The organism is Actinophytocola xanthii (genome assembly GCF_001921205.1).
Taxonomy (GTDB): Bacteria; Actinomycetota; Actinomycetes; order Mycobacteriales; family Pseudonocardiaceae; genus Actinophytocola; species Actinophytocola xanthii.
On the sequence record NZ_MSIE01000042.1, the window covers coordinates 19,022 to 45,822 of the forward strand.

A 26,801-nucleotide genomic window follows, 5' to 3' on the forward strand; every position below is an offset into this window, starting at 1 on the left:
CCTGCCACCCCTAGGGGACGTTGTTCAGGGACCAGGCCGGATGCCGCTGTCGGGCCGTTCCCATAGTGTCTGCCGCGTGGCACTCATCGAGACGGACTCGCTCGAGAAGCGGTACGACACCGTCACCGCGCTCGCCGACCTCACCGTGACCATCGAACCCGGCGTCGTCGGTCTCGTCGGCGTGAACGGCGCCGGCAAAAGCACGCTGATCAAGCTGGCTCTCGGCCTGCTCGAACCCACCGGCGGGCGGATCACCGTGCTCGGCCTCGACCCGATCGCCGACGGGGAGACCGTCCGCGCCAGGGTCGGCTACATGCCCGAGCACGACTGCCTCCCACCGGACCAGATCGCGGCCGAGTTCGTCACCCACATGGCTCGAGTCAGCGGTCTGCCCGCGGCACGGGCCCGGGAGCGCGCCTCGGAGACGCTGCGCCACGTCGGGCTCTACGAGGAGCGGTACCGACGCATCGGCGGCTACTCGACCGGCATGAAGCAGCGGGTCAAGCTCGCCCAGGCGCTGGTGCACGACCCGGAGCTGCTGCTGCTGGACGAGCCGACGAACGGGCTGGACCCGGAGGGCCGGCGCGCCATGCTCGACCTGGTGCACCGGATCGGCTCCGAGTTCGGCATCTCGGTGGTGGTCTGCTCCCACCTGCTCGGCGAGATCGAGCGCATCTGCACCTCGCTGGTCGCGATCGACGCCGGCCGACTGCTGCGCTCGGCGACGCTGTCGGCCATGACCCAGCACAGCGACCTGCTGATGGTGGAGACCGACGAGGACCCGGCGGGCCTCGCCGAGCTGTTGACCGGCCAGGGGTTGCAGGTCCGCACCGAGAAGCGCGCGCTGATGGTGCGGATGGGCGAGAACCCCGACGAGACCTACGACCTGATCCGCGACGGCGTCGCCGACCTTGACCTGTCGCTGCACCGGCTGGAACGCCACCGCCACCAGGTCGCCGACCTGTTCCGGGACCTGCCGACGGAGGCCAGCCATGTCAACGCCTGAGCGGCCGACCGGTGTCATCCACGACATCGGCTACCAGCGCTACGAGGGACCCCGGCTGGGTCGCGGCTACGCGGCCCGCTCGCTGTTCGTGCACGGCGTCCGCAGCGCCTACGGCCTGGGCCGCAGCCCCTGGGCGAAGGTCCTGCCGATCGGGCTGCTCGGGGCGACCTCGATCGCCGCGCTGATCCTGGTCGTGCTGAACACCCAGCTCCCGGTGGAGGTGATCGACTACGTCGGCATCGCGACCACGTTCACCTACGCGGCGACGGTGTTCGTCGCGGTTGTCGCCCCGGAGCTGGTGTCGGTCGACCTGCGCAGCAACCTGCTCGCGCTCTACCTGGCCCGGCCGCTGCGTCGCGCCGACTACGCGCTGGCCAAGCTCGCCGCGCTGGCGTCGGCGACGTTCGTACTGCTCGGTGGGCCGATGCTGGTGCTCTTCCTCGGAATGGCGTTCAGCACCGACAACGGCGTCGCCGGGGTGTTCTCCGAGCTCGGCGGTCTGCTCCAGGGCCTGGCCGCCGCCGCGATCCACGCCGCCGTGCTGGCGGCGATCGCGCTGCCGTTCGCGTCGCTGACCGGCCGGCGGGTGTTCGCGACCGGCATGATCATCGGCGTGACGCTGCTGACCGCGCCGGTCAGCGGCGTGGTGCAGGCACTCGGCGACGGCGCGAGTCAACAGCTCGCCGGCCTGCTCGACCCGGTCAGCCTGCTCGGCGGCGTCGACCGCTGGCTGTTCGACGGCGGGCTCTTCGACATCGGTCCCTACGGCCCGGTCTACGGCCTGGCCGCGCTCCTGATCGTGGCCGCCGGCACGGCGTGCACGGTCTGGCGGTATCGGAAGGTGAACTCATGACGGCGGTCGAGCTGACCGAGGCGTCGCGTTGGTACGGCAACGTGGTCGCGGTCAACGACGTGACGCTGACGGTGGGTCCGGGCCTGACCGGCCTGCTCGGGCCCAACGGAGCGGGCAAGACGACAGTGCTGCACCTGATGGCCGGCCTGCTCTCGCCCTCGCAGGGCACGGTGACCATCGGCGGCAAGCCGGCCTGGCGCAACCCGGACGTGTACCGGACCCTCGGGCTGGTCACCGAGCGGGAGAGCGTGCCGGGCTTCCTGACCGCCTGGGAGTTCGTGCTCGCGTCGGCGAAGCTGCACAAGCTGCCCGACCCGGCGGCCGCGGCCCGCACGGCGCTGGGCATCGTCGAGATGGAGAGCGCGCAGGACCGGGCGATCTCCACGTACTCCAAGGGGATGCGCCAACGCACCCGGGTCGCCGCGGCGCTCGTGCACGACCCCGGGGTGCTGCTGCTGGACGAGCCTTTCAACGGCATGGACCCTCGGCAGCGGCTGCACATGATGGAGCTGCTGCACCGGATGGCCGAGGAGGGCAGGACGATCCTGTTCAGCTCGCACATCCTGGAGGAGGTCGAGCAGCTCTCCGGCACCGTGCAGGTGATCGTGGCCGGCCGCCTCGCCGCCTCCGGCGACTACCGCCACATCCGCCGCCTGATGACGAACCGCCCGCACGTGTTCACCATCGAGTCCTCCGACAACCGCCGGCTGGCGACTGTCCTGATCGGACAGGAGTCGGTGTCGGCGGTGACCCTGACCGACGGCACGCTGCAGGTGCACGCGAGCGACTACGGCACGTTCGCCAGGGCGCTGGCGAAGCTGGCCAAGGCGTCCGGCATCCGCCTGACCGGAATCCTCCCGGCCGACGAATCCCTCGAGAAGGTCTTCTCCTACCTGGTGGCGACATGAACACGACCGTGATGAGCCTGACCGCCCGCGCCCTGCTCGGCCGCCGCCGGGTGCTGATGCTGATTCCGATGCCCCTGGTGCTGATCGGCCTGACCCTGATCGGCATCATGACCGGCGAGGAGCCCGCGCACTGGGGCCCGGTGGTCTTCGGCAACCTGGGCCTGGGCGTGATCCTGCCCCTGACCGCCCTGATCGTCGGCAGCAGCGTCCTGGGCCTGGAGATCGACGACGGAACGATCACCCACCTGTTGACCAAGCCGTTGCCCCGCAGCGAGATAGTGCTGTCCAAGCTGTGCGTGGCCTGGCTGGTGACAACGGTGGCAACCGGCGTCCCGCTGGCAGTCGCGGGCCTGATCGCCGGCTCGGCAGCCCTGGCCGGCGGCCTCGTCTGCGGCGCACTGCTCGGTTCACTGGCCTACTGCTCCCTGTTCCTGGCCTTGAGCCTGCTGACCAAGCGCCCCGTCGCCGTGGGCCTCGTCTACATCATGTTGTGGGAGAACCTCCTGGTCAACTTTGTCGACGGCGTCCGCGTCTTCAGCGTCAAACAACATGCGACGACCTTCGCCAACGCCATAGCGCAGTCCGACATGCTCGACGACACCCTCTCGGTCACCACCGCCATGATCGTCGCCGCCATCTTCGTAGCTGTCGGCATCTACGGCGCCACGACCAAGCTCCGCTCCTTCGCCCTCACCGGCGAGGCCAACTGACTAGGGCGCGTCCTCACAGTCCCGGTCGATGGGCTTCGTGATCCAGGTCGTCGCTGGCAAGGCGGAGGGCAGGCCTCGTACCGGTCGTTCTCGGCCTGTCCCGACAACGCCGCCAGCGGCGGGCTGGGCGCGAAGACCGCGACCGCGGGCTGTGCGGACGTGCCCTCGGCCGTCCTCAGGTCCCGGAGACGGCAACGTCCGCGTCACACGTCATTTCCCGCATGTCCAGGTCACGCCAGTTGAGCGACCACACCTTCACGACACCGTTGACCCGGTGGCCCATCATGCAGTCCCTGCTCTCGACGCCGGTGCGGGCGAACAGCGCCACGCCGACGTCAGCACCCCTGACCCGGACGAAGACCTGCGGCGGGACGCCGGCAAGGCCGGTCTCAGGGTCCACGGGCGGGGCGGGCAGGCCAGCGGTGAGCGCGGCCCGCACGTCCGCCTCGCTGGGTGTGGCGGGCAGTGCGCCGAGGACGGCCGTCAGGGCCGGGGCGAACTCCTGCGGGATGTCCCGCCTCGGCACCGGTGGTGGCGTGATCGCGGTGGCGTTCTCCGGACACGGGATCCGGGTCGGACCGGAAGAGGCCCCGTAGTAGTTGAACTCGACCTCGTAACAGGCGTTGATCTCCGGGGTTTGCCCCCACTTGGAGTCGGACGCCGGGCGGTGGATTCGCCAGACCAGGCGCGCCATCGGGTCCTCGACGTCCCGGCGGTCCAGGTCCGTGGCCTCCAGCACGCTGAAACCACCGCTCCTGCCCAGCGTGGTACCCAGCGCGGCACGCGCGAACCCGAGCGCGTCCTCCTGCCGCGGGTAGCCGATCGCCACGGCCAGGGTCTCGGACTGCCGGTCGGTTTCCTCGTTACCGGCGCTGACGCCGCCACTGAGAAAACCGCACGAGACCAGCACCAAAGCGGCACAGCCCAGCGCGAAGAACCGGGATAAAGTGACCACGCCCACACGCTACCCACGCCTACGCCACCGCCGAATGAGTAGTTCCACCCGAACGCGTATGCGCAGAGCTGCCGGTGAATGACCGAGTGGCGTTGGCGGGATCGTGTTCCGTGCTCAAGACCGGGATCTCATGCTGTGAACTGCTGATCTCGCCATGACGTTGAGCGGCGGGAACCGGCACGACAGGACCCAGCTCATCCCACTGGTGGACGCAACACGGACATCATCAGTTGTAACGAACTAGGTGGCGACCGACACTGCAATGTGGAATATCTACCCTCCACCAGGCGGGAGGGAACCCGCGCGTCCCCGGCTCACGCCAACTCGGTCGTCCCGAACCGCGCCACGTAGTGCCAAACCCGTTTCAGAGCCTGCTCGTCGTACCGCCCCGTCCGAGAAGCGTCCCCGATCACCCCAGGATCAAGCCTTCCGGACCGCGCCAGCGAGACACCGAGCGCGACGAACTCCGCCCCGCGATACGACGGATGGCGCCTGAGCTCCGCCGTGGTCAGCGCGAAACCGCCATGCCACTCGATCGGGCACGCCAGTTCGCGAGCGGCACTCTCGATCGGGGTCGCCCGGTAACAGGGATCGAGCACCAGGGCCTCGACGTCGCGCGAGAAGTCGACCACGCCGTGCACGTGCGCCTCCACATAATCGTCGAGGGCGTCCTTGTCATCCGCGTCCGCGAGGGCGACCAGTGTCGACAGCCGCGACACCACCCCGAAGGCCTCGGGCGCCGAAGGATCGGCACTCCGGCCACCAGCCGATCGGGATGAAAGTGCAGCGTCACCCGCCAGGACGGATCCCCTGGCTCTCCGGTCGCCAATGTTCTGACATGGTCAACGGCCAGCCGCTGGGAACGGCGCACGGCGACAGTATCCACGATCATTCGAATCCGCGAACACCGTCGGCCTGACGTGCGATGATGGCCCGGTTCAGCCACGCACGGGGAGATGACCATGTCCAGCCACATGGACCAGATGATCGCCGAGTTCGAGAAGTTCGGCGCCAGGATCAGGCAGGCCGAGGCCCGCTTCGCGGGCGTGTCGGACATGGGAGAGCGCGTCGCGCAGGTCGAGAGCGTCGCGACGTCTCCCGACCGCAACGTGACAGTGGTCGCCGGTGCCGGCGGGATGGTCACCGACATCCGCCTCGCCCCCGGGGCGATGCGCCTCGGCCCGGCCGAGCTGTCGGCGACGATCATGACCGCGCTGCGCGAGGCGGTCGCCGGAGCCGCGCGGCAGCAGGCCGGGATCGTGGACGAGGTGTTCGGTGGCGCCTTTGGCGTCAACACCTCCGAGCAGGTCCGGCAGGCCCAGGCCGAGGCGTTCGGAACCCCGGAGGACCGCGCCGCGTCGCAGGACGAGACGTCCTCGTCCCGGCGGCGCCCGACGCCCTCCGATGACGACGACTTCGACCAGGACACCATCTACGGACGCTGACGGGAGGGGAGCCATGTCAGAGGGGACCCAGGTCGACATCGCCGCGCTCACGGCCTACGCCCGCCAGCTCGGCTACTACGAGGGCGAGGCCGACAAGTTCGGCAACCTGATCGACGCCGCCGACGTGACCAACGAGGCGTGGGGCATCATCGGCTCCTTCGCCAAGCAGGGCTACACCGACCGGTTGGCCGAGCTGCGCTCGCTGCTCGAGGACATGAAGAGCGGCGTCGACGCGCTCACCACCAAGATCGACCAGTCGGCGCAGATGTACCAGGGCATCGAGGACGCCGGCACTGTCCGGTTCGGCCAGTACGAGGCACAGATCGAAGCGTTGGAGGGCCCGTGACGGAGCCGAGGCCGAGCATCGCCGACGCGCTCGAGGTCGAGGCGTACGACGAGAGCACGGGTGCGAACATCGACCGGGCGGTCGGACACGTCCCGGTCGTCGGCACCGTGTACAAGTCCGGGAAGTCGATCGCCGAGCACGCGCAGCAGGCGGCTGAGGCGGACAACCCGCAGGAGCTCGCCTCCGCCGGCGCCGCGCTGGTCGGTGACGGGGCCGCGTTCGCGAGCGCAGCCGCCGCCGACGTCGTCACGTTCGCGATGGACCCGATCGGGTGGCTGGTCAGCCACGGGCTGAACATGCTGCTCGAGCTGGTGCAGCCGCTGCAGGACGCGCTGCACCAGGTCAGCGGGGACGGCCCGGCCATCGGACACGCGTCGGACAACTTCGTCACGATCGCCCAGGGCTTCGTCGCACTGGCGGACGACTTCGAGAAGACCGGCGACACCGCGCTCAAGGACTGGATCGACGACGCCGGCACCGCGGCGCGGGAGGCGCTGGGCGACTTCTCGGCCGGCATCCGCGGCGTCGGCTCGGCCGCCGGCTCGGTGGCCGAGGTGCTGCAGATGTGGTCGATGGTCATGGTGGTCATCGAGGAGGTGATCAAGGCCATCATCACCGAGCTGGTGTCCTGGCTGATCACCATCTGGCTGCCGGCGCTGGCCTCGTCGGTGATCAGCTTCGGCAGCTCGGTCGCGGCGGCCATGACCGCGTCGATCGCCAAGGCCGCCGCCATGTTCAAGAAGGTCACCGGGTACCTCGGCCGGTTCGGCAAGCTGCTCGACACGTTCATCGACTACCTCGCGAAGTACTCGACGAAGGTCATGCAGGCCACGAGGAAGTTCCGGATCGGCACCTACGCCGGCGAGTCGAAGTTCAGCCTGGACGTGCTGGAGAACACCGCGGGGGTCGCGCTCACGCCGAGCAACCGCGTGCTGACGACCATGTTCGGCACCTCGGTCGGCGTTCGGCCGTTCCTGAGCGGTGCGGGTGTCAAGGCCGGGATCGGGGCCGGCAAGGCCATCGAGAGCGAAGCCACCGAAGACGTCGGCCTCGGAGGAGAGCCGTGGTTCAACAAGAGCGCGATCGGCGGGGACCAGAGCGCGGAGGAGACCCGGAGGAACCTGGACATCTAGGATCCCTCGGCGACCAGGCCCGGGGCGAGGCCAGGCAGCGGGCCATCCGCGACCTGGCCGCGCGTGAGGAGCGCACGCAGGCCAGAGTGGACAAGGCCCTCGTGCGCCCCGGCCACCGCGAGCGCGTCGAGCAGCTCGTGCGGAGCCAGTGGCGCGAACCGGTGATCGTCCTGCGCCTCGACGAGAAGGTCGACCTCGGCTTCGCCGTACCCGGCCGGCGCCTTGACGGCACGGTGAAGGGGAAACGCCTGATTCGCCGGTTTTTCTGGAACGCCGCGCGCGGTGTGGGCGGCGCCGCCGTCACGGTCTTCTCGCTGTTCAACGCCGGCGGGGCGGGAAACCCGTTCACGCGGGACATCCACGTCACCGGACCGGCCGGTGCGCTGGCGCTCGGTCTGCTCGACAGCATGCGGTCGGCGTCGGGCCCGTGGCTGGCCTGCTCGCCGTCCCACCTGGCCGTGATCGACACGGGACCGACCTACGTGGAGGTGGCCGACGCCCCGGCACCGCGGATCCTGTGGCACGCCCAGCAGCCCGAGCGACCGGAGATCAGCTTCCGCACCCGGACGATCACCTGGCCGGACGGCTCGACGTTCACGTTCCCGCTGCACGGGCGCGGCGAGGTCCACCATCTCCGGAAATACCACGAGTTCCCGGACATCATCCACTGGAACGGCCGCCCGGCAACCTGACCGTGGGATCTAGCCGCCGAGAAGATCACTTATCTGACCGGGAGACGAAAACTCCCCGCCGCGACTCCTCGAATAGTCAATAGTGGTCCAAAAGAGTGAGGCCAGTGGACGCTACCAGCACATACTGGTAAATTTGCAAGAACACGTGACCTCATAAGACCCGAGGAATCATGACCAAAAAGTGGCGCGCGGATTTTTCGGCCTCCTTCTACCGCCGACTGGGAAAATCCGCACACGAACTCGGTGACACCTCCGGCGAAGCCAGCTGCCCCGACATCTGGGAGCTCGACAACGGCGACGTCGCAATCATCGGGCAAGACGGCACTTCCTCCTACTCCACACGACTTCCGGCAGGGGTGAGCATCGATCCGGACGAACGACTGGTAATAATTCCTCGCAACATGATGCTCGCCGCGAAGCCGGACATCCCCGATGCATGAACTGCTCCGCGGGGCCGATTTCGAGTGGTTGCCCCTGGACTCCTACCGGGAGGACTTCGAGCGCCACTTCTGGCACACCGGCAGTCCCGGGTTCTGGAAACTGGAGCGAGGACAGTACTTCCAGGAACCTGAGAACGACAGCTGGCAGGCGTTCGCCCGTGGCGACTGGGCCAAGTCGCTCGAGCTGATCGAGGCCCAGCTCCCGACGATGCGCGACTACTACGGCAGGATCGCCGACAGCGGTTTTGCCGCCAAACGGGTCCGAGTAGTAGAAGAGCCGGTCACCGATTATCTGCAGTGGGAGCTGCACGTACTGCGCGCACGGGACGCCAACGGCGGACTGGTCCGAGTCATAGGCGCGGAAATGGTCGGCGAATGGGAGACCAGCGGCCCTCTTCCTGAGATCTACACCCTGGGGACCGAACTGATGTACGAAGCAATCTACGACGAGACGGGGATACTCGACTCAGCACGAAAGTTCACCGCGCGCGAAGTGATCGAGCGTTGCCGACGCTTCATAGTAGATCTGTACACAAAAGGAGAACCATTGCAGTCCTACTTTGACCGCCGCGTCGTTACCCTGCCCGCACCTGGACGCGTGCCGGAGGCGTAGCCTTCGGCGCAGCAGATGCGCGACGAGAAACCGTCAGGCGCGGACGCACCGGAGCCCGTGGACAACCAGGTCGACGCCGCGGGCGATATCGGCGATTTCGTGCAGGCTCGGGACGTTCGCGGCGGCATCCACTTCCACTCTCGCCAGGAACCGTCCTTCACCGTAGTGCCGCAACAACTTCCGGCTCCCGACCGGGGCTTCGTCAACCGGCAGACCGAGCTCGCCCGGCTAGGCAAGATCGTCGAGGTGGGGGACGGCGGGCCGTTGGTTGTGGTGATTACCGGGACCGCCGGCGTTGGGAAGACGTCACTGGCGCTACGTTGGGCGCACAACCTCCGAGACCAGTACCCCCACGGTCAGCTCTACATGAACCTGCGCGGATACGATCCGAGCCTGCCCGTGGTCCCGGACAACGCCCTTGGTCGGTTCCTGCGGGATCTCGGCGTTCCACCCGGGGCGGTACCGCACGCTCTGGAGGATCGATCGGCATTGTTCCGCTCGGTCCTGGCCGACCGGCAAATGCTGATCGTTCTCGACAACGCGGCCACCGTCGCGCAGGTACGGCCGTTGCTTCCCGGTTCACGCGAGTGCCTGGTCATCGTCACCAGTCGAAGTCGACTCTCGGGCCTGGTCATCCGGGAGGGCGCTGCCAGGGTCGAGCTGGGCCTGCTGAGCGAGGAAGACGCCGTAGCCCTGCTGCGCACGGTGACTCAGGGATACCGAGGCCACGACGACCACAGCGAGATTCTGGAACTGGTTCGCTTGTGCGCGCGGTTGCCACTCGCGCTGAGGATCGCGGCCGAACGAGCGGCAGGACGCCCGCGCATGCAGCTGTCGGAACTGGTCGCCGATCTCCGCCACCAGTCGGGCAACCTCTGGGCCGCGCTGACCCCGGACGGAGACGAGGACGCCGAAGCGGTGCGAACCGTCTTCGCCTGGTCGTACCGGGCACTGCCACCGCACGCCGCCGAGACGTTCGGCCTGCTCGGACTGCATCCCGGCGAGGACTTCAGCCTTCCGGCCGCTGCCGCGCTGGCCGGGTTGGCCACTGGCGCGGCTCGCAGGAACCTCGACGCGTTGGTCGGTGCCCAGCTCATCGAGCACACTGGCCCAGGTCGGTACCAGTTCCATGATCTTCTGCGCGCCTACGCCGTCGACCAGTTGGCCCACTGGGACCGGGCCGAGATCAGCGCGGCGGTGGACCGCGTGTTGTCGTGGTACCTGCACACCGCCGACGCCGCGCAACGCCTCATAGCGCCGTTCGACAGCTACACGGTGGTGGGCGAGCCGGCCCCGGGGGTCGTCCCCCTCACGTTCGAGAGCTATGCCGACGCCCTCACCTGGTACCGAACGGAGTCGCGGAACATCGTGGCCGCCGTGCACGGCGCGCGTGAAAACCGGCGCAACAGCACCGCGTGGACGTTTGCCGCGGTCCTACGCGCGATCTACATGCACCAGAACCACTTCGACGACTGGATCGCCGTGGGCAGGATCGGTCTGGATGCGGCCGTCGAGCTCGACGACGACACCGCGCAGAGCGAGACACTGGACACTCTGGCGAAGGCGTTCTTCCAGGCTCGCATGTTCGATGAGGCGACAGTGCACCACTCCCGCCTGCTGGCCTTGCGGCAGCGCCGCGGCGACCGGTTCGGCGAAGCCAAGTCCATCAACGCGCTCGGCCTGTTGGCGCTGCGGCGCAGACAGCTCGATGTCGCGCGGGAGAACTTCACTGCCGGTTCCGACATGTTCGCCTCGCTCGGAGACCGCCGCATGTGGGCCCTGCTGCGGGCCAACCTCGCCGAGACGTTGACCGACTACGGCTCGCCCGTGCCCGCGATCGACATGGCACGTCGTGCGCTGGCGACGCTGCGTGATCTTGGGGACGGGTCCGGTGTGGGCAACGGACTGTTCATCCTCGCGAAGGCACTGCGGACGGCCGGTCGCCTTGCCGACGCCGAAACCGCCATCGCCGAAGCGCTCGACATCGCCGAGGAGCACGACAACGACGTGTGGCGTGGGCACTGGCTGACCGAACTGGCGAACATCCAACTCGCCGGCGGACGCGCGCCCGAAGCGTTGGCCAACTTCCACGACGCGGCCGTCCTGCACCGGCGGCTCGGAGATCGCAGCCGAGAGGCAACGGCCATCGACGGTTCCGGCCAGGCGTTCCAAGCGCTGGGCAACGACGAGGAGGCCGCCAAGTTTCACCGGCGCGCGGCACAGGTCCACGAGGAGCTCGGGGACACCTGGCAGTGGGCGGTCGCACTCAACCACCTGGCCACCGCGCTTCACCAGGACGGCGATGTCGATCAGGCACGCCAACACTGGCGACAGGCACTCGCGCTGCTGGCGGAGTTCGGCGACGACGTGGCGACGGCCACCCGGAACGGGATACTGACGCGGACCGACCGCTGACCGACGCGACCGCGGCTTCTCACCCGTAGCGGGCGGTCTCGAGGATCGCGGTGATCAGGGCGTTTCGGCTGGTGAGGGTCTCGGGGTGGGTGGGGCCGAGGACCTGGCGGCGGGCGTGGAGGACCTCGCGCAGCTCGGTGGCCGCCTCGCGGAAGCGGCCCATGTCCATCAGGACCGTGGCCAGGTTGTGGCGGCTGATCAGCGTGTCGGGGTGGTCGGCGCCCAGCACCCGGACGCAGGCCGTCAGCTCCGTGCGGTGCGCTTCGAGCGCCTCGTCCTGGCGGCCGAGGTTGTTCAGGACGGTGGCCACGTTGTCGCGGCTCGTCAGCGTCTCCGGGTGGTCCGCGCCGAACAGGCGGGCGCGCACCGACAGCACGTGCCGGTGCTCGGCCAGCGCGGCTTCGTGGCGGCCGAGGGCGTTGAGCGCGTTGGCCACGTTCGTGCTGCTCACGAGGGTGTCGGGGTGGTCGGGGCCCAGCAGGTGCGCACGCGCCTCCCGCACCGCCCGGTGTTCGGACAGGGCCTGCTCGTGGCGCCCCAGGTGCGCCAGCATCACCGCCACGCTGTTGCGGCGGGCCAGGTTCTGCACCGCGTCGGTCGAGCCGTTGAGGGTCGTCTGGTGCAGTTCCAGGGCCAGCTCGTAGCGGCCGGCCTGGCCGGCCACGTAACCCATCGATCGGGCGTCGGCGGGGCTCGCGTGGCGCAACGCCGTGCGCAGCACCTCGTCGGGTACGTGGTCGAACGGGTGCGTCCGCTGGGCGTGGTCCACGAGGTAGTCGAAGACCACCACGGTGTCGCCGTCGCGTTCCAGGAGGGCGTTGGGGCATCGCTCGGTCGCCCAGCGCCAGGCCCGCGGTGCGGACTCCCCGGCGTCGGCAGGGAGGTAGTGCGCGACCACCTCGTCCAGCAGTGCCACCGGGAGTGGGCTGAGGAACCCCGCTCGGCGGCAGTCGACCGCGGCCGAGACCAGGGCGCGGCCCCGGGGGTGCGCCTCGTCCTCGCGCCACCGCGCCAGCAGGGCCGGGGCACCGGCCAGCTGGGCCGGGGAGGCCGCCGCGCCCTGCTCGGTCGGCGAGAACTCGCTCGGGACGCGGACGTGTTCGGCCGCGGCCAGGACCCGGTGGCGGCCCTCGGCCAGGGTTCGGTCGGACTCGGCGGCCAGCAGGCCCAGCTCCTGCAGGCGCAGGGTCGCGACGATCACCCGGTGTCCCCGCGACAGGAGGGTGTCGACAGCGGCCGGGGTGAGCACGTCCAGGTAGCGCTCGAGGTCGTCCAGCCAGAGCACCGCCCGGCGGACCGTCGACATCTCCTCGAGCGTGCGGGCGAGCGTGGCGGGGGCGGGCGTGAACAGGGCGTGGCGGGGCAGGCGATCCCGGACCGCCTCCCAGGCCAGCCGCGTCTTGCCGGCGACGGAGTCGCCGACAACCAGGGCGAACCGGCCGGGGCGCAGCAGGGCCAGCAGCGTGTCGTGCTGGTCACGCCGGACGTAGGGCGGCATGCCGCCTTCCGCCCGGTGCACGCCGACCTCGACCGGGTCCCGCACCGACCGGACCTTCCGGTGCCGCCTCATCCCTCACCTCCCACCGCTGAGTCGCGAGTGGCGCGACCAGCGTGACATGGTCGGACACGAGAGGATGGAAGCGCCATCCCGAAATCAGGAGGTACCGCCGCCATGACCGCTGCCGAGTTCGCCGCCAGGCTTCGCGCCAGGGAGCCGGTGATCGGGTACTGGTCGGTGCTCGACGCGCCGCCGGCCGCCGAACGGCTCGGGCGGCTGGGCTATGACTACGTGTGCCTCGACGGGCAACACGGCATGATCGGCTACTCCGGGCTGCTGGCGTCGCTGATCGCGCTCGACGCGGCCGGGGGCGACACCGTCGGGCTGGTCCGGGTGGAGGCCAACGACATCACGCCGATCGGGCGGGCGCTGGACGCCGGTGCGGTCGGGGTGATCGTGCCGCTGGTCGACACGGCTGCCGACGCCGCCGACGCGGTGGCCTCGGTGCGGTACCCGCCGCTGGGGCGGCGCTCGTTCGCGCCGGGCCGGGCCGGGCAGAAGGTGGGCACCACGCCGGGCGAGGCAAACGCTGTCACCGTGGTGATCGCGATGATCGAGACCGCGGGCGCGCTGTCCCAGTTGGACGCGATCTGCGCGACACCGGGCCTGGACGGGGTGTATGTGGGCCCGTCCGACCTGAGCCTCGCGGTGGGCGGCGCGTTCCCGATGGACCCGGCGGTCGCCGACGAGTTCGAGGAGGCCGTCACCCGGGTGCGCGAGTCGGCCCGGCGGGCCGGGATCGCGGCCGGCATCCACACGCCCAACGGCGAGACGGCCGCCCGGCGCCTGGCCGAGGGCTTCACGTTCGCCTCGATCTCCTCGGACCTGTCCCACCTCGAGGCCGCGGCCCGGGCACACCTCGAGGCGGCCCGGTCGTGAGCCCCGCGGTGGAGAGCCCGACCAACGGAGCGGACATCAGCCCGCGGGGCTGGCTCACGGTCCTGTCGGGCACGGCCTGCCTGGTGGCCTTCGCGGTGTGGCTGTTCAGCACGGGCACCGCCGAGCTGGTGGCCGGGCTGCTCGGCGCGCTGGCCGGCCTGGTGCTGGTCGTGTTGTCGGTGATCGGCGCGGTCGTCGAGCACCGGCCGGACGTCGTGCTGGTGTCGCTGGCCTTCTTCGGGGTGGGCGCGGTGCTGACCGCGACCGTGTTCGGCTTGGCCTACTTCGGCGAGTCGCTCACCTACCTGCGGGGCGAACCGGCCACCGCCAAGGTCGTCCGGTGCGAGGACGGCGGCGAGCTCGACGACGACTGCGAGGCCAGCTGGCGGCTCGGCGGACGCGAGTACACCGGGGAGATCGAGCTGTCCTTCGCCCAGCAGCAGGGCGACACCCTGCCCATCCACGCCGAGGGCGACGAGGCCGTCCGGGCCGGCGGGCTCACCGTGCTGGTCGTCGCGTCCAGCGGGGTCGCGGTGCTCTCGCCGCTGCTGTTGCTCGCCGGCTACGTGTCGGTCCGCCGCTCACGCTCGGCGTGACCGTTGGCCTGGCGCAGCGAACGCCGCAGTACGAAGGCGTGGCGCAGCTGCCGCCAGGCGTAGAGGATCTGGCGCTTGCGCGAGGGGCGCAGGTCGTACAGCTCCGCGCGGAACTCCGTGCCGAAGCGCTCGCGGTGCTCGGCCGGCAGGACCGCCACCGACATCGACACCAGCATGCGGGACAGCGGGTTCAGGCGGATGACGAGCACGCGCATCGAGAAGTCCGCGCCGGACAGCGCGATCGCCCGCGCGATGTCGTGTGCGTCGGCCAGGGTGCGGACCAGGGCACCCGCCCCGGGGATCCCGCTGGCGATGTCCCGTACCCGCGCGATCGCGAAGGTCAGCTCCCAGGCGTCGTCCACGTCGGCTAGGCCCACCAGGCGGTCGCTGATCAGGTCGGCGTCGGCGATGTGGCGCAGCCGGTACCGACCCGTGCCCATGTGCCGTTCCATCGAGGCGGTCAGCTGGTGGGCGCGGATGTAGGAGTGGGCGAGGACCAGCGCCAGCGTGCGTGCCCGGCCGCGGATCTTCGGGTCCTCGACCGACTCGAACGAGCCGAGGCGGCCGATCGACCGGAAGGCGTCGGCATGCCGGTCGCCGTGGGGGAAGGCGCTGTACCGGACCAGCCCACTCAGGCGTAGCCCGAACCCGGACAGCGTGTAGCGGAGCCGAACACCGATCACTGGCCCTCCCCCGCGAGTCCCGGCCGGAGCCGCAGCCGGGCCACCGCCGCGTCCGCCCGCGCGAGCGCGGCCTGGACCGTGGCGATGCTGTTGGGGTCGAGCCGGTAGTAGCGCCGCCGCGGGCGCCCCTCGACGCGGGGGTCGATGCTCTCCCAGTGGCTGCGCACCCATCCGACGCCCTCGAGCCGGGCGAGGATCGGGTGGATCGTCCCGCTGGGGAGGCCGGCGGCGGCGCAGATCTCCAGCCCGTACATCTCCCGGGCCGGGTCGTCCAGCAGCGTACGCAGAACCCGCTGCGTCGGCAGCGTCATCCGCGGCGTCGAACTGGCCCCAGGCATCGTCTAACTCTACTTAGGGCCTCTACCGGCCGTGACCGGGGGCCTGATCAGGCGATCGAGCGCCACCACCCGTCCGGGTCGGGAGCGTCGGAAACCGTGAGCAACTCCCCCGGGCGCGGCACCGCCACCTGGACGTCCTCCCGTGCGGCGTCGGCCAGCACCCGTTCGACGGGCTCGGACCAGGAGTGCATGGCCAGGTTGAACGTGCCCCAGTGGACCGGGACGAGCAGTCCACCCCGGACGGCCTGGTGGGTCGCCACGCCCTCCTCGGGAGTCATGTGGATGTCCGGCCAGTGCGGCGAGTAGGCCCCGACCTGCACGAACGTCGCGTCGAACGGCCCGTACCGCTCGCCGATCTCCCGGTAGCCGTCGAAGTAGCCCGAGTCGCCGGTGTAGAACACGCGCTGGGTGGCGCCGGCGACGACCCAGGACGCCCAGAGCGTGTCGTTGCCGCCCGGCTTCAACCGGCCGGAGAAGTGCCGCGCCGCGGTCGCGGTGAGCTCGACATCGCCCACGGTGGCGGACTCGGCCCAGTCCAGCTCGTCGATGCGCGAGACCGGGATCCGCCAGCGCTCCAGGTGGGCGCCAACCCCCAGCGGCACGACGAACCGGGTCTCCGGCCAGAGCCGCGCGATCCGCCGGACCGTCACCATGTCCAGGTGGTCGTAGTGGTCGTGGGAGATCACCACGGCGTCGATCGGCGGCAGGTCGGCCAGCGGCACCGGCACCGGGTGCAGCCGCTTCGGGCCGACCAGCGGGGAGGGCGACACCCGGTCGCTCCACACCGGATCGAACAGGATCCGCCGGCCGTCGATCTCGACCAGCACGGTGGCGTGGCCGAGCCAGCTCACCCGCAGCCCGTCGGCCGCGGCGCCGAAGTCGGGGACGGCCAGCGGCACCGGACCGGTGGGCTTGCGGCGCTCCCGGCCCAGGACGAAGTCCCGCAGCACGCTGCCCGACGGTCCGGCGATGCTCGCGGGGACGGTGTTGTGGAACATGCCGTCCCGGTAGTTCGGGGACGCCTGCATCCGGGCCAGCCGCTCGCCCGAGGCCCGTCCGCCGAGGGCGGCGGGCACCTGCCAGCCGGCGCGCACCAGCGCCGCGCCCGCGCCAACCGGCACCAGCAGTGCCGAACGTCGTACCAGGTCGCTGATCAACGACACGTTGTCCTCCCGCAGTCGGTCCACTTCCGATGGTGCACCGGTTTCGCTGAGGACGGACTGAGAGAAACGCCGCACACCCGCGAGCGGGTGTGCGGCGTCCGGCGTCGGGGTCAGCGGCGGGCGCGGGCTCCGTAGAGCACGAGGACCGCGCTGAGCAGGATCAGGTTCTTGATCACGAACTCCCCCTCGGTCGTGAGCATCAGCACGTTGCCGCCCTGGAAGGTGACCTCGGGCTGGGTGACCAGCGCGAGGAAGGTGCCGCCCAGGTGGGCGAACAGCAGCGGGAGCACGATCCGCAGGCCGCGGCCGAGCAGCAACGCCGCGCCGAGCAGGACCTCGACCACGCCGAGGAACGGGACGAACCAGCCGCCGTCGAGCAGCGGGACCCAGCTGACCGTGTCCCGCACGAAGTCGGCGACCGGGGTGTCGTTGGTTATCTTCAGGGCGCCGAACCAGAGAAACGTGAGGGCGAGGGTCAACCGCAGGGCGGGTAAACCGATACGGCCGGCGAGGGCGGTCAGTGCGGCTTCGGGCCGGCTGGTGGCCTGGGGCGTGGGGGGCGCGGGGCGCTCCTGGGTGGTGGTCATCTGTGGCTCCTCTCTCCGCAGACAAGCCTGACGGTGGGAAGGCAGCCGCCGCGTCCGATCAACGGCGGCATTGCCGCTGCTCGGTGGGGGTGCGTGGAGTACGGCGAGGTACGGCCGGGGGCGGCGCGGTGACGGGTCCGGCAGGCGTAGGCCGGGGCCTCGGCGTACGCCGGGAGGGGCAGGGGCCGTCCCAGTCCTGCCGGGACACGCGCTGGCCGGGCAGCGCCGACGGCGTGTCGGTGGCGCGGCCGGGCGGCTACCCCGGATGGCGGCCGAGAGAGGGGCGGGTCGGTCCATCGGCGTAGGTGTGGGGGGCGTCGGGCCGGCGTAGGCTGCCCTCAGCCAGGTCGTTGTGGGGGCACCATGGTCAAGCGCGCGGCACGGGCGGTGCTGGTCGGTGTGCTGGTCCTGGCCGGGTGCACGGTCGAGCAAGCCGGACTGCCCCTGGCCGGGCGCCCCGCCGCGGCCGAACGGGACGAACGGGCGGTGCTGGCCGCACTGCGGCGGACCGACGCGTGCGCACTGCTCACCCCCGCCGACGGACCTGTGCGACCGCTCGGGCCGCACCGGTGCGAGGTGACCACGGCGGGCGGTGTCCGCGTGTCCGTCCGTCTCGGCATGGCGCTGACCGACCGGGACCGGCTGGACGACTACTACCCGCGCGCGTTGGGTGAGGCGAAGGCATACGTCGAGCGCTGGGCCAACGAGCCGCGGACGATGTGCTTCCTGCACCTGCCGGTGAGCCACGAGCTGTCGATCCGCTTCGCGGCGTTCGGCGGTGCGGAGAACCTGTGCGCGGTGGCGGCGTCGTTCGCCGAGGGCGCGGCGGAGCGGCTGACCAAGCCCGAGACGCCGCGGGCCGGCGCGCCGATGGCGAGCTGGGACCCGTGCGCGATGTTGTCGGCGGTACTCGACCGCCGCGTCGCCCACGACGCCACCGGCGACCACGGCATCGACGCCTGCGCCGACGAACGGGTGCGCCTCAGCCTCGCCTACGGCCGCCTGACCGGCGGCGAGCCAAGCCAGGTCGCGGGACGACGGGCGGTGGTGAGCCGCGGACGGGGCCGCTGCACGGTGCGGTGGAGCAACGGACCGGCCGGCGACGCGGGAGAGCAGCTCAGCGAGCTGTCCGCACCGGACTGTGCCCTCGCCCGACGACTGGCCGCGGCGGTGGCGACGGCCCCGACCGCCGGCGAGGCGGTGCGTCCGGCACGCCAGCTCCTCTACCGGCCGGAGGAGCCGGACCTGCCGGTGGCCGGGGTGTGCGGCTACTACACGGCGGATCCGGTGCGCTGCCGGCCGCACGTGCCGGTGCCGGCTCCGCGGGGCGCCGCCGCCGTGTTCCGCGCCGCGTCGGCCGACGCGAACGTCACGTGCGCCATCGCGGGCGACATCGTGCGTGCGCATGCCGGCACGGACGTGCACGCGGTGATCGACGACGTCGCCGGTTGCATGTTCGTCGAGGCCACCCGAACGGTCCGGGTGGCCGTACGGATCACCGACGGGCCGGTGATCGTCGACGAGAGCGCGCACCGCACGAGCCTGGGTGGGACGTCGGCGTGGGTCAGCGAGCGCACGAGACCGCCGACGGCCGAGCGCGGGATCGACGTCGTCCTGGCCGAGGGCACGCTGTCGGTCAGCGTGCACGCGCTCGCCGAGGTCGGCTCCACCCGGGACCAGCCGCCCGACCAGGCCCACCTCGACATCGCCAACACTGTCGCGCGGGACATTCTGGCCAAGCACCTGACCTGACCCGTGGGTCGGCCTCACCCCGTCGCGATGCCGTGGACCACGCCCAGCTCCAGCAGGTCCTCGGGGCGTAGGCGGAGCCGGCCGGCGAGCTCGGGGACCTCGGACGGGTCGAGTTTGAGGATCTGGGCGGCCAGTTCCGGGGCTATCACCGAGAAGTAGGCGTCCGGTGTGATCCAGAGGCGGTCCTGGGAGCACAGCGCCAGCGCACCGCCGGAGCCGCCTTCGCCGACTACCAGCGTGGTCACCGGGACGCGGGCCTCGGCGATCGTGGCGAAGAGGGTGGCTATGGCCGGGCCGGTGCCGCCTCGTTCGGCTTCGGGGTCGGCGGCGGCGCCGGGGGTGTCGACGAGGGTCAGGACCGGGAGGCCGAGGCGGTCGGCCAGGCGGATCAGGCGGGCCGCCGTGCGGAAGCCGGCGGGGGTGGTCGCGGTGCCGGTCTGGGCGGCGTAGGCGATGGAGTGCCCGCGGCGGCGGCCCATGCCGCAGAGCATGCCCTCGTCGACGCCGCCGGTGCGGTCGCCGCGGATGAGGACGCGGCTGTCGAAGTAGTCGTCGAGATAGGCGGCGGCGCGGGGGCGGTGAGGGGATCTCGCCTGCTGGACCGCGTGCCAGGCGTCGCGGGCCCGGGGTGTCTGGTCGCCGAGGGGGCGGGGAATGTCGATGGAGCCCGGCGCGGGCTGTCCGAGGTGGACGAGCCAGTCGGCCAGGCGGGTGGGGAGCTGGTCCGGGGCGACCAGCTCGTCGACGTGGCCGGCGGCGTACTGGTGCTCGGCGGTGAACGCGGGGTCGTCGGCGTAGCGGGGTGGGCGGACCCGGCGGCCGGCGAAGGCGACCTGGGCGCCGGGGAGAGCGAGGATCACGTCCGCGCCGGCTCCCAGCGACGCCCAGACGCCACCGGTGGTCGGGTCCTGGAGAACGGCGACGTGCGGCAGGCCGGACTCGCGCAGGCGGGCAGCCGCTCGGGCGACGAGCTGCAGCTGGCGCAGGGAGAGCATCCCCTCCTGCATGCGGGTGCCGCCGGTCGCGATCAGGGACACCAGGGGCAGGCCCGACACCCGGGCGCGGTCGAAGGCGTGGACTATGCGCGCGCCCGTCCCGGTACCCACCGAGCCACCCAGGTAGCGGAAGTCGAACGACACCAGCACGACCTCGGCCGCGCCAACCCTCGCCCGGCCGCACACGACGGACTCCGCCGTGTCGGTGAGCCGCGCGGCGCTCTCGCGTTGCGTGGCGTAGCCCGGCCAGTCGAGCGGACCGTCGGGACCGTACCGGCCGTCGTCCACATCGAACTCGGTGAAGTCGGTCGAGACCGCCCTGATCGCGTCGCGCGCACCGGGCTTCACCGCAGGGACCGCTTCATGACCTTGCCCATCTCGTTGCGGGGCAGCGACTCCAGAAAGCGGACCACCCGCGGGCGCTTGTGCGGGGCGAGCAGGCGGGCGACGTGGTCGGCCAGCTCCTGCTCGATGGGCGGCTCGCCCGCCGGCACCACCCAGGCGACGATCCGCTCCCCCAGGTCCTCGTCCGGCTCGCCGGTGACGGCGACCTCGGCGACGCCGGGGTGCTCGAGCAGCGCGTTCTCGATCTCGCCCGCGCCGATCTTGTAGCCGCCGCTCTTGATGAGGTCGGTCGCCCGGCGGCCCACGATGCGCACGTAGCCGTCCGGCTCGCGGACCGCCATGTCGCCGGTGCGGAACCAGCCCTCCCGGACCGCCTCCGCCGTGGCATCCGGCCGGTTGAGGTAGCCCAGGAACAGGTTCGGGCCACGGACCTCGATCTCGCCGACGGTCTCGGGGTCCGGGTCCGAAAGCTCGGCGCCGTCGTCGTCGACCAGGCGGAGCGAGACGCCGGACAGCGGGAGACCGACGGTGCCGGGGCGGCGGTCGCCGTCCGCGCGGACGGAGGTGTTCATCAGCGTCTCGGTCATCCCGTAGCGCTCCACCACGCGCTGGCCGGTCGCGGCGGCGATCCGCTCGTGGTCGGTCGCGGGCAGCGCGGCGGAGCCGGAGACCAGCAGCCGGGCCCGGGACACGGAGGCGGCCAGGCCGGCGTCGGCAGCGCAGTCCGCGGCCAGGCGGTGGTACATCGTGGGTACGCCGAACATCATCGTGCCGCCGCCGTCGAGTGCCGCCGCGACGGCGGCGGTGGAGAAGCGGCCGACGTGGTGGAGGGTGCCGCCGCGGCGGAGCGGACCGACCACGCCAAGGATCAGCCCGTGCACGTGGAACAGCGGCAGGCCGTGCACCAGCACGTCGTCGGCGGTCCAGGACCAGGCGTCGGCCAGGGCGTCGAGGTTGGCCGCCACGGCGCGCCTGGGGAGCACGACCCCCTTGGGGGGACCGGTCGTGCCCGAGGTGTAGACGACGAACGCCGGTCGCTCGTCGTCCGGCTCGGGGTGGGCGGGCGGCGACGGCAGGTCCGCCGCGTCGAGCGTGACCGGCGCCGCGGGCAGGGCGGCGAGCGCGGCCGGCAGCTCCGTGCCGGGCGCGGCGAGCACCAGGTCCGGCTCGCTGTCCCCGACGATGTGGGTCAGCTCCCGTTCGCCGATCTTCGGGTTCAGCGGCACCACCGGCACCCCGGCGGCCAGCGCGCCGACCACCGCGACACAGGTCTCGATCGTCGGGGTCGCCCAGACGGCGATCCGCCGCCGCCCGGCCAGCTCACCGGCGAGCCGCCCGGTGAGGCGGGCGAGGTCGCGGTAGCTCAGCTCGGCCTCGGGGAAGCGCAGCGCCGTGCGGTCACCGGCCGGCGGATCGGGGAACAGCATCGGACTCCTCACCCAGTAGGGAACGACGTCCACATTCTTCGGGTTGGCGGGCACCGGCGCACCCACCGGACTGACCGCTCCTCGAGCGGCCGTTGCTCACGACCGCCCAGGCTGTCCCCATGACGCTGGACGACCGCGCGACCATCACCGACACCGTTGTCCGGATGGGCTGGTACCTGGACCGGCGCGACTGGGACGGCCTGCGGGGCCTGTTCACCGAGCACGTGTTCACCGACTACACGGACCTCTGGGGCGGGCAGCCGCGCGAGGGCACGGTCGACCAGCTGCTGAGCACCACCGCGCAGGGCTCGTGGCGCCGCACGATGGACGGTCTGGAAGCGACCCAGCACCTGATCACCAACGTGCTGGTCGACGTGGACGGCGACCAGGCGCGGGCCACCGCCAACGTGCTCGGCGTGCACCGGCTGACCAATCCCCACGGCTCTCCACTGTGGACTGTCGGCGGCACCTACGACTTCGGACTGAACCGCACCGGGGCCGGCTGGCGCATCCAGGCGATCACCTACCGGATCAGCTGGGTCGACGGCAACCAGCAGGTGCTGTTCCGCGCCGCCATGGCCGCCGCGGCCGAGGCCGCCTGACCTGGATACTGTCCCCACCGAGGTGGGGAGGCCAGGCATGGACGTACTGACGGCGGTCGCGGCGACGGTCGCGCTCGTGCTGACCGGCGCGGTGGCCGGGGTGTTCTTCGCGTTCTCCACCTCGGTTTTGCCGGGCCTTGACGCGATCCGCCCCGGTCCCGCCGTCGCCGCGATGACCAGCATGAACCGGGCGATCCTCAACCCGCTGTTCCTGACCTCGTTCGTCGGGCCGCCGCTGGTCGCGGCGCTGACCGGGGTGCTGCTGTTCACCAGGGACGCCACGGCGGCGGCGCTGCTGTTCCTCGCCGCGGCCGCGGTGTACGTCCTCGGCGCGATCGCCCCCACCGCCGCGGTCAACGTGCCGCTCAACAACGCGCTGTTGGCCGCCCCGGAGCCGACCGACGACGCCCAGGCCGCCAGGGTCTGGTCGGCCTACTCCCCGCGCTGGACCAGATGGAACCACTGGCGTGCGGTGGCGAGCCTGGCCGCGTTGGCGCTGGAGGGCGTCGGCCTGATGATCTGGAATCCGGCCACCTGACGCGGGCTCGGCGGCTACGCTGCCGGCGTGCGAGGACAGCGACGACGGACGGTGGCCATCCTCACCCTGGTCTGGGTGGTCGGTATGGCGACGGCATGCAGCAAGGTCACCGCGGGTGTCCCGGTCGCCGACCCCGACGCGAGCGTGCGCCCCGAGGTGTCGAACGAGCCGGTCGAGCTGACCGTCTCCAGCTTCGGGGAGTTCGGGTTCGACGCGCTGCTGGAGGAGTACCAGCGCCAGCACGAGAACGTGACCATCAGGCACGACAGGACCACCGACAGCGCGAGCTACCTCCCCAAGCTGCAGGCCAGCCTGGCCGCGGGCACGGCCTCCGACGTCGTCGCCATCGACGACTTCGGCATGGCGGCGTTGCTCGACCAGCCCGACCTCTTCGCCGACCTCGCCGAGGTCGGGCCCGACGACGTCAGCGCGGAGCGCTGGCTGGACTGGGTCCACAAGGGCGGTATCGCGCCGGAGGGCACCTGGGTGGGCTATGGCGTCGACATCGGACCGACGGCCATGGCCTACCGCACCGACCTGTTCGCCGCGGCCGGCCTGCCCACCGAGCCGAGCGAGGTCGCCGCGCTGTTCGAGAGCTGGGACTCCTACTTCTCCGCCGGCGACCGATACGTCCAGGCAACCGGAAAGCCCTGGTTCGACTCGAGTGCGCAGGTCTTCACGGTGATGCACAACCAACTCGAGACCGGCTACTTCGACGAGGACGGCGCGCTGGTCATCGAGAGCAACCAGCGGATCAAGGCGAACTGGGACCAGGTCACCGCCGCGGCCGGGCGCGGCCAGTCGGCCAAGCTGCCCGCGTTCATGCCGGAGTGGATCAGCGGCCTGGGGAAGCCGTCCTTCGCGACGATGCCGGCGCCGTACTGGATGCTCGGCCTGATCGAGGCGCACGGAGGTCCGTCGAACGCCGGGAAGTGGGCCGTGGCGCCCGCGTTCCCCGGCGGCAGCGCCAACTGGGGCGGCTCCTACCTGGCCGTGCCGGCGCAGGGCGAGCACCCCGAGGAGGCGGCGGCCCTGGCCGCCTGGCTCACCGCGCCCGAACAGCAGCTCACCGCGTTCGAGACGGCCAGCGTGTTCCCGGGCCAGGTCGAGGCGCTGGAGTCGTCGACGCTGCGGGGGGCCACAAAGGACTACTTCACCGGCGAGAAGACCGCGGGGGTGTACGCCGAGCTGGCGACGAAGGTTCCGGTGCCGCGCCAGCCCGGCGCGAGGAGCGGCGAGGTCCAGCAGCAGGCGGTCGTGCCCGCACTCCAGGCCGTGGACACCGGCCTGCCGCCGGACCAGGGTTGGCAGCAGGCGGTGACCCAGGCCAAGCAGGTCGCCGGGCGTTAGGGCACGTCCGCACAGCCCTCGATCGCGGTCTCCGCGCCCAGCCCGCCGCTGGCCGCGTTGTCGGACAGACCGAGTACAACCCGGTACGAGGCCCGCCCTCCGCCTTGCCAGCGACGACCTGGATCACCAAGCCCATCGACCGGGACTGTGCGGACGCGCCCTAGCGGAAGGTCCTGGCGAACGTCTCCACGTGCCGGAGGATGTCCGCGCGGGCCGTGGCGCGCTCCTCGCCGGTGGCGCCCGCGTGCAGGTACAGGATGCGGGTCAGGCCGATGGGGGCGGTGAACGCCAGGGCGAGGTCGCGGGCCGAGCCGCGGTCGGGCGGTAGCCGACCGGTGGCGATCCAGCGTTCCAGCAATCCGGCGACCGAGGTCCGCATGGCCTCGACGGCCTCGCGCAGGGCTGGGGTGTGCAGCAGGCCGTCGCGGGCCAGCAGGCTGATCAGCAGCCGGGCGTCGGGGGTGTCCCACTCGTCCAGGAACGCGTGCACAAGCTCGCGGAGGTAACGCGGCGGGTCGGCGTCGGCCTCGGTGGGGTTCGCCGGCGCGGGTGGACCCGAGGGCCCGAACTCGGCCAGGACGGCGTCGAAGATCGCCTGCTTGCTGGCGAAGTGGGCGTACAGCACGCTCTCGCTGAGGCCGACCTCGCGGGCGATCGCCCGGATCGAGGTTCCGGCGTAGCCGTTGCGCGCGAACAGGCGCAGCGCGGCGCGCCGCAGGACAGCCTTCGTGTCGCCCGCGTCCGCCTTGCGTGGACGGCCTGGGCGTCTCCTGGTCTCCGCCATGCGGTAGAAACTAATCGATCGATCGATTATTTGCTACCGTCGGTCCCACACACCGAAGGAGCCGCGATGTCCCCGTTCACAACCCCCGCACCGCACGGCTATCTCTACGTCGGGATCCGAGTGGATCCGCCGCGACGGGTGCCGCTCGTGCCCAGCAGCACGAGGCGGGCCGAGCGGCTCCGGGCCTGCGCGGACACCGCGCGCCGGCTGACCGAACTGGCCGAGGTCGTCGACGTCGCGGTCTACGAGGCCGTGCTGATCCCTCCGGCGGCGGAGCACCCGCGGTTCGACGTGATGGTGCTGGTGCGGACGACGTCGCCCGAGACGATCGCGGCTGTCGAGGACACCGCCGTCTTCCGCGAGCTGGCCGCCGACTTCGTGATGCCGGCGCGCAACGGACGGCGGATCGGCGACATCGATCGTTCGAAGGCCGGGGCGTTCCTGTTCAACCACTTCACGGCGGCGGAGCCGGAGCGTGCGTTGCGGACGTGGGAGGAGATCGCCGGGTGGTTCACAGACAGGGCGGGCGTGCGGGACTCGGCGCTCCTGCAGCCGGTGAGGAACGGTCCGTACGTGTTCGTGAACCACGTCCGCCTGCCGGGCAGCGCGTTCGGGTTCTTCCCGCGCCTGCTCCGGCCGAGCTTCCGCAGGTCGGTGTCGCGCAGGCTCCGGGAGAACGGGATCGGCTTCGCCGCCGTGGCCTGCCGACCGGTTCCGGTCGGTTCTAGGTGACCTGGACCGTGTGGATGGTCTCGCAGTAGTACACGACGTCACGGTAGGCCGGGTTGTAGGCGTAGACGTCGATGCGGCAGGTGTCTGTGCCGTCACCGCCGTTGGCCAGGTCGTTGTTGGTGAAGCCGTCGTGGGTGTCGAGGTAGTCAGCGCCACCGTTCCCGAAGAGGTTGTCGCTTCCCGGTCCTCCCCAGAGAGCGTCTCCACCGCCGAGACCGTAGATGGTGTCGTTCCCGGCTTCACCGTTCGCACTCAACCGGCCGTAGTCGGCGGACCAGATGGTGTCGCTTCCGGCACCGCCGTAGGCGGTGTCCGACCCGGTGTCCTGAACCGGATCACAGCATCCGCCGAGCCCACCGTCCAACAGATCGTTCCCCTGGCCGCCACTGACCAGGTCGTTGCCCCCACCGCCACCGATCACGTCGTTGCCCGGCAGCCCGTAGATCTGGTCGTCCCCAGTACCCCCGTTCGCGATCAACCGCCCGTAGTCGGAGGACCAGATCACGTCGTGACCGTCGTCGCCGTTGATCGTGTCCGTACCGGTGTCCAGAACGGGGTCGCAGCAGCCACCGCGGCCGCCGTCGAGGTGATCGGAGCCCGCACCACCAGAGATGGCGTCGTCGCCGCTGTACCCCTCGATGATGTCGGCCCCGTCTCCGCCGCACAGCCTGTCGTTCCCGCCGTTACCGATGATGAGGTCGTTGCCTCCGCCACCGTCGATGACGTCGGCACCGCTGCCGCCCAGAAGCGTGTCGTTGCCCGGCGTTCCGTTGATGGTCGAACTCACGCCGAAGCAACTGGCCGCAGCGGCAGGAGCCGCGGCTACGGCGCTGATCCCGGCACTCCCCAAGATGACGATCGTCAGCCTTACCAGCACACCGAGGTAGCGATTCCCGGCGAGTTTCATGTTGGACGCCCTTCGCGCTCGTTGATCGGAACAATGGGATTCCGATGGG

General features: G+C 71.1%; 29 protein-coding genes. 18 read left to right on the forward strand and 11 right to left on the reverse strand.

All coding sequences use genetic code 11. The features are described from left to right. The first annotated feature begins 76 nt into the window (after nt 1-76). The 4 genes from BU204_RS22190 to BU204_RS22205 are packed head-to-tail and all read left to right on the forward strand — an operon-like array spanning nt 77 to nt 3,477. Nucleotides 77-1,006, forward strand: a complete 930-nt coding sequence (locus tag BU204_RS22190) for an ABC transporter ATP-binding protein (protein ID WP_075127658.1) — start codon at nt 77-79, stop codon at nt 1,004-1,006. Further along, a complete protein-coding gene (locus tag BU204_RS22195; RefSeq protein WP_075127659.1) occupies nt 993-1,859 on the forward strand; it encodes a hypothetical protein in 867 nt (288 codons plus the stop codon). Before BU204_RS22190 ends, BU204_RS22195 begins: the two co-directional genes overlap by 14 nt. Beyond that, a complete protein-coding gene (locus BU204_RS22200) occupies nt 1,856-2,767 on the forward strand; it encodes an ABC transporter ATP-binding protein (RefSeq protein ID WP_075127660.1) in 912 nt (303 codons plus the stop codon). Before BU204_RS22195 ends, BU204_RS22200 begins: the two co-directional genes overlap by 4 nt. Nucleotides 2,768-2,778: 11 nt before the next feature. Then, nucleotides 2,779-3,477 carry an ABC transporter permease gene (locus tag BU204_RS22205; RefSeq protein WP_198942958.1) on the forward strand — a complete coding sequence of 233 codons (699 nt, stop codon included), beginning with the start codon at nt 2,779-2,781 and terminating at the stop codon, nt 3,475-3,477. Between the two features lie 175 nt (nt 3,478-3,652). Here BU204_RS22205 and BU204_RS22210 read toward each other — a convergent pair whose 3' ends face one another. Beyond that, nucleotides 3,653-4,432: a hypothetical protein gene (locus BU204_RS22210; protein ID WP_143229651.1), complete on the reverse strand. Its 780-nt coding sequence runs from the start codon at nt 4,430-4,432 to the stop codon at nt 3,653-3,655. Nucleotides 4,433-4,746: 314 nt separating this feature from the next. Further along, a complete protein-coding gene (locus tag BU204_RS22215; protein WP_233160458.1) occupies nt 4,747-5,154 on the reverse strand; it encodes a DUF3626 domain-containing protein in 408 nt (135 codons plus the stop codon). A 240-nt stretch (nt 5,155-5,394) separates the two neighbouring features. Here BU204_RS22215 and BU204_RS22220 point away from each other — a divergent pair, with 240 nt between their 5' ends. The 7 genes from BU204_RS22220 (at nt 5,395) to BU204_RS22250 (ending at nt 11,516) form a co-directional block, all read left to right on the forward strand. Next, nucleotides 5,395-5,877, forward strand: coding sequence for a YbaB/EbfC family nucleoid-associated protein (locus BU204_RS22220; RefSeq protein WP_075127695.1), 483 nt, complete (start codon nt 5,395-5,397; stop codon nt 5,875-5,877). 13 nt (nt 5,878-5,890) lie between these two features. Then, a complete protein-coding gene (locus tag BU204_RS22225) occupies nt 5,891-6,223 on the forward strand; it encodes a hypothetical protein (RefSeq protein WP_075127663.1) in 333 nt (110 codons plus the stop codon). Continuing rightward, the gene (locus tag BU204_RS22230; RefSeq protein ID WP_075127664.1) at nt 6,220-7,356 is read left to right on the forward strand and encodes a hypothetical protein; all 1,137 of its coding nucleotides are present in this window, start codon (nt 6,220-6,222) and stop codon (nt 7,354-7,356) included. Before BU204_RS22225 ends, BU204_RS22230 begins: the two co-directional genes overlap by 4 nt. An 86-nt stretch (nt 7,357-7,442) precedes the next feature. Beyond that, nucleotides 7,443-8,048, forward strand: a complete 606-nt coding sequence (locus BU204_RS22235; protein WP_143229653.1) for a hypothetical protein — start codon at nt 7,443-7,445, stop codon at nt 8,046-8,048. 170 nt (nt 8,049-8,218) lie between these two features. Next, nucleotides 8,219-8,488, forward strand: a complete 270-nt coding sequence (locus BU204_RS22240) for a hypothetical protein (RefSeq protein WP_075127665.1) — start codon at nt 8,219-8,221, stop codon at nt 8,486-8,488. Further along, nucleotides 8,481-9,101 (forward strand): DUF6879 family protein, encoded by a 621-nt coding sequence (locus BU204_RS22245; protein WP_075127666.1) that lies wholly within the window; start codon nt 8,481-8,483, stop codon nt 9,099-9,101. The genes BU204_RS22240 and BU204_RS22245 overlap by 8 nt, the downstream gene beginning before the upstream one ends. 15 nt (nt 9,102-9,116) lie before the next feature. Next, nucleotides 9,117-11,516, forward strand: a complete 2,400-nt coding sequence (locus BU204_RS22250) for an ATP-binding protein (RefSeq protein ID WP_075127667.1) — start codon at nt 9,117-9,119, stop codon at nt 11,514-11,516. A 19-nt stretch (nt 11,517-11,535) separates the two neighbouring features. Here the strand turns inward: BU204_RS22250 and BU204_RS22255 are convergent, their stop codons facing one another. Further along, nucleotides 11,536-13,086 (reverse strand): tetratricopeptide repeat protein, encoded by a 1,551-nt coding sequence (locus BU204_RS22255; protein WP_075127668.1) that lies wholly within the window; start codon nt 13,084-13,086, stop codon nt 11,536-11,538. Nucleotides 13,087-13,188: 102 nt separating this feature from the next. Here BU204_RS22255 and BU204_RS22260 point away from each other — a divergent pair, with 102 nt between their 5' ends. Beyond that, a complete protein-coding gene (locus BU204_RS22260) occupies nt 13,189-13,953 on the forward strand; it encodes an HpcH/HpaI aldolase family protein (protein WP_075127669.1) in 765 nt (254 codons plus the stop codon). Then, nucleotides 13,950-14,549, forward strand: a complete 600-nt coding sequence (locus tag BU204_RS22265; protein WP_075127670.1) for a hypothetical protein — start codon at nt 13,950-13,952, stop codon at nt 14,547-14,549. Before BU204_RS22260 ends, BU204_RS22265 begins: the two co-directional genes overlap by 4 nt. Here the strand turns inward: BU204_RS22265 and BU204_RS22270 are convergent. The 4 genes from BU204_RS22270 to BU204_RS22285 all read right to left on the reverse strand — a co-directional run bounded on the left by BU204_RS22270 (nt 14,516) and on the right by BU204_RS22285 (nt 17,320). Beyond that, a complete protein-coding gene (locus tag BU204_RS22270; protein ID WP_075127671.1) occupies nt 14,516-15,232 on the reverse strand; it encodes a hypothetical protein in 717 nt (238 codons plus the stop codon). The genes BU204_RS22265 and BU204_RS22270 overlap by 34 nt on opposite strands. Next, entirely contained in the window at nt 15,229-15,570 is a 342-nt protein-coding gene (locus tag BU204_RS22275; RefSeq protein ID WP_233160459.1) for a PadR family transcriptional regulator, read from the reverse strand. Before BU204_RS22275 ends, BU204_RS22270 begins: the two co-directional genes overlap by 4 nt. 47 nt (nt 15,571-15,617) lie before the next feature. Then, entirely contained in the window at nt 15,618-16,748 is a 1,131-nt protein-coding gene (locus tag BU204_RS22280; RefSeq protein WP_408608034.1) for an MBL fold metallo-hydrolase, read from the reverse strand. Between the two features lie 95 nt (nt 16,749-16,843). Continuing rightward, nucleotides 16,844-17,320, reverse strand: a complete 477-nt coding sequence (locus BU204_RS22285) for a DoxX family membrane protein (RefSeq protein WP_075127673.1) — start codon at nt 17,318-17,320, stop codon at nt 16,844-16,846. A gap of 363 nt (nt 17,321-17,683) precedes the next feature. Between BU204_RS22285 and BU204_RS22290 the strand changes: the two genes are divergently transcribed. Next, nucleotides 17,684-19,072: a hypothetical protein gene (locus BU204_RS22290; RefSeq protein WP_075127674.1), complete on the forward strand. Its 1,389-nt coding sequence runs from the start codon at nt 17,684-17,686 to the stop codon at nt 19,070-19,072. A 14-nt stretch (nt 19,073-19,086) separates the two neighbouring features. On the opposite strand, the gene BU204_RS22295 is transcribed toward BU204_RS22290, so the two are convergent. Together BU204_RS22295 and BU204_RS22300 are read right to left on the reverse strand one after the other, a co-directional pair. Further along, entirely contained in the window at nt 19,087-20,415 is a 1,329-nt protein-coding gene (locus BU204_RS22295) for a carboxyl transferase domain-containing protein (RefSeq protein ID WP_075127675.1), read from the reverse strand. Further along, on the reverse strand, nt 20,412-21,839 hold the full coding sequence (locus tag BU204_RS22300) for an acyl-CoA synthetase (RefSeq protein WP_075127698.1): 1,428 nt from the start codon (nt 21,837-21,839) through the stop codon (nt 20,412-20,414). Before BU204_RS22300 ends, BU204_RS22295 begins: the two co-directional genes overlap by 4 nt. 119 nt (nt 21,840-21,958) lie before the next feature. On the opposite strand from BU204_RS22300, the gene BU204_RS22305 reads away from it, so the two are divergent. The 3 genes from BU204_RS22305 to BU204_RS22315 are packed head-to-tail and all read left to right on the forward strand — an operon-like array spanning nt 21,959 to nt 24,329. Then, nucleotides 21,959-22,441, forward strand: a complete 483-nt coding sequence (locus BU204_RS22305) for a nuclear transport factor 2 family protein (RefSeq protein ID WP_075127676.1) — start codon at nt 21,959-21,961, stop codon at nt 22,439-22,441. A gap of 37 nt (nt 22,442-22,478) precedes the next feature. Continuing rightward, nucleotides 22,479-22,979 (forward strand): anthrone oxygenase family protein, encoded by a 501-nt coding sequence (locus tag BU204_RS22310; RefSeq protein ID WP_075127677.1) that lies wholly within the window; start codon nt 22,479-22,481, stop codon nt 22,977-22,979. Between the two features lie 27 nt (nt 22,980-23,006). Next, nucleotides 23,007-24,329, forward strand: a complete 1,323-nt coding sequence (locus BU204_RS22315) for an ABC transporter substrate-binding protein (RefSeq protein WP_233160460.1) — start codon at nt 23,007-23,009, stop codon at nt 24,327-24,329. Between the two features lie 160 nt (nt 24,330-24,489). Here the strand turns inward: BU204_RS22315 and BU204_RS22320 are convergent, their stop codons facing one another. After that, the gene (locus BU204_RS22320) at nt 24,490-25,113 is read right to left on the reverse strand and encodes a TetR/AcrR family transcriptional regulator (protein WP_083661523.1); all 624 of its coding nucleotides are present in this window, start codon (nt 25,111-25,113) and stop codon (nt 24,490-24,492) included. A gap of 66 nt (nt 25,114-25,179) precedes the next feature. On the opposite strand from BU204_RS22320, the gene BU204_RS22325 reads away from it, so the two are divergent. Beyond that, entirely contained in the window at nt 25,180-25,845 is a 666-nt protein-coding gene (locus tag BU204_RS22325; RefSeq protein ID WP_075127678.1) for a hypothetical protein, read from the forward strand. Here BU204_RS22325 and BU204_RS22330 read toward each other — a convergent pair. Next, complete coding sequence (locus tag BU204_RS22330; RefSeq protein WP_158073492.1) at nt 25,838-26,632, reverse strand: calcium-binding protein; 795 nt, start codon at nt 26,630-26,632, stop codon at nt 25,838-25,840. The genes BU204_RS22325 and BU204_RS22330 overlap by 8 nt on opposite strands. Nucleotides 26,633-26,801: the final 169 nt, after the last annotated feature.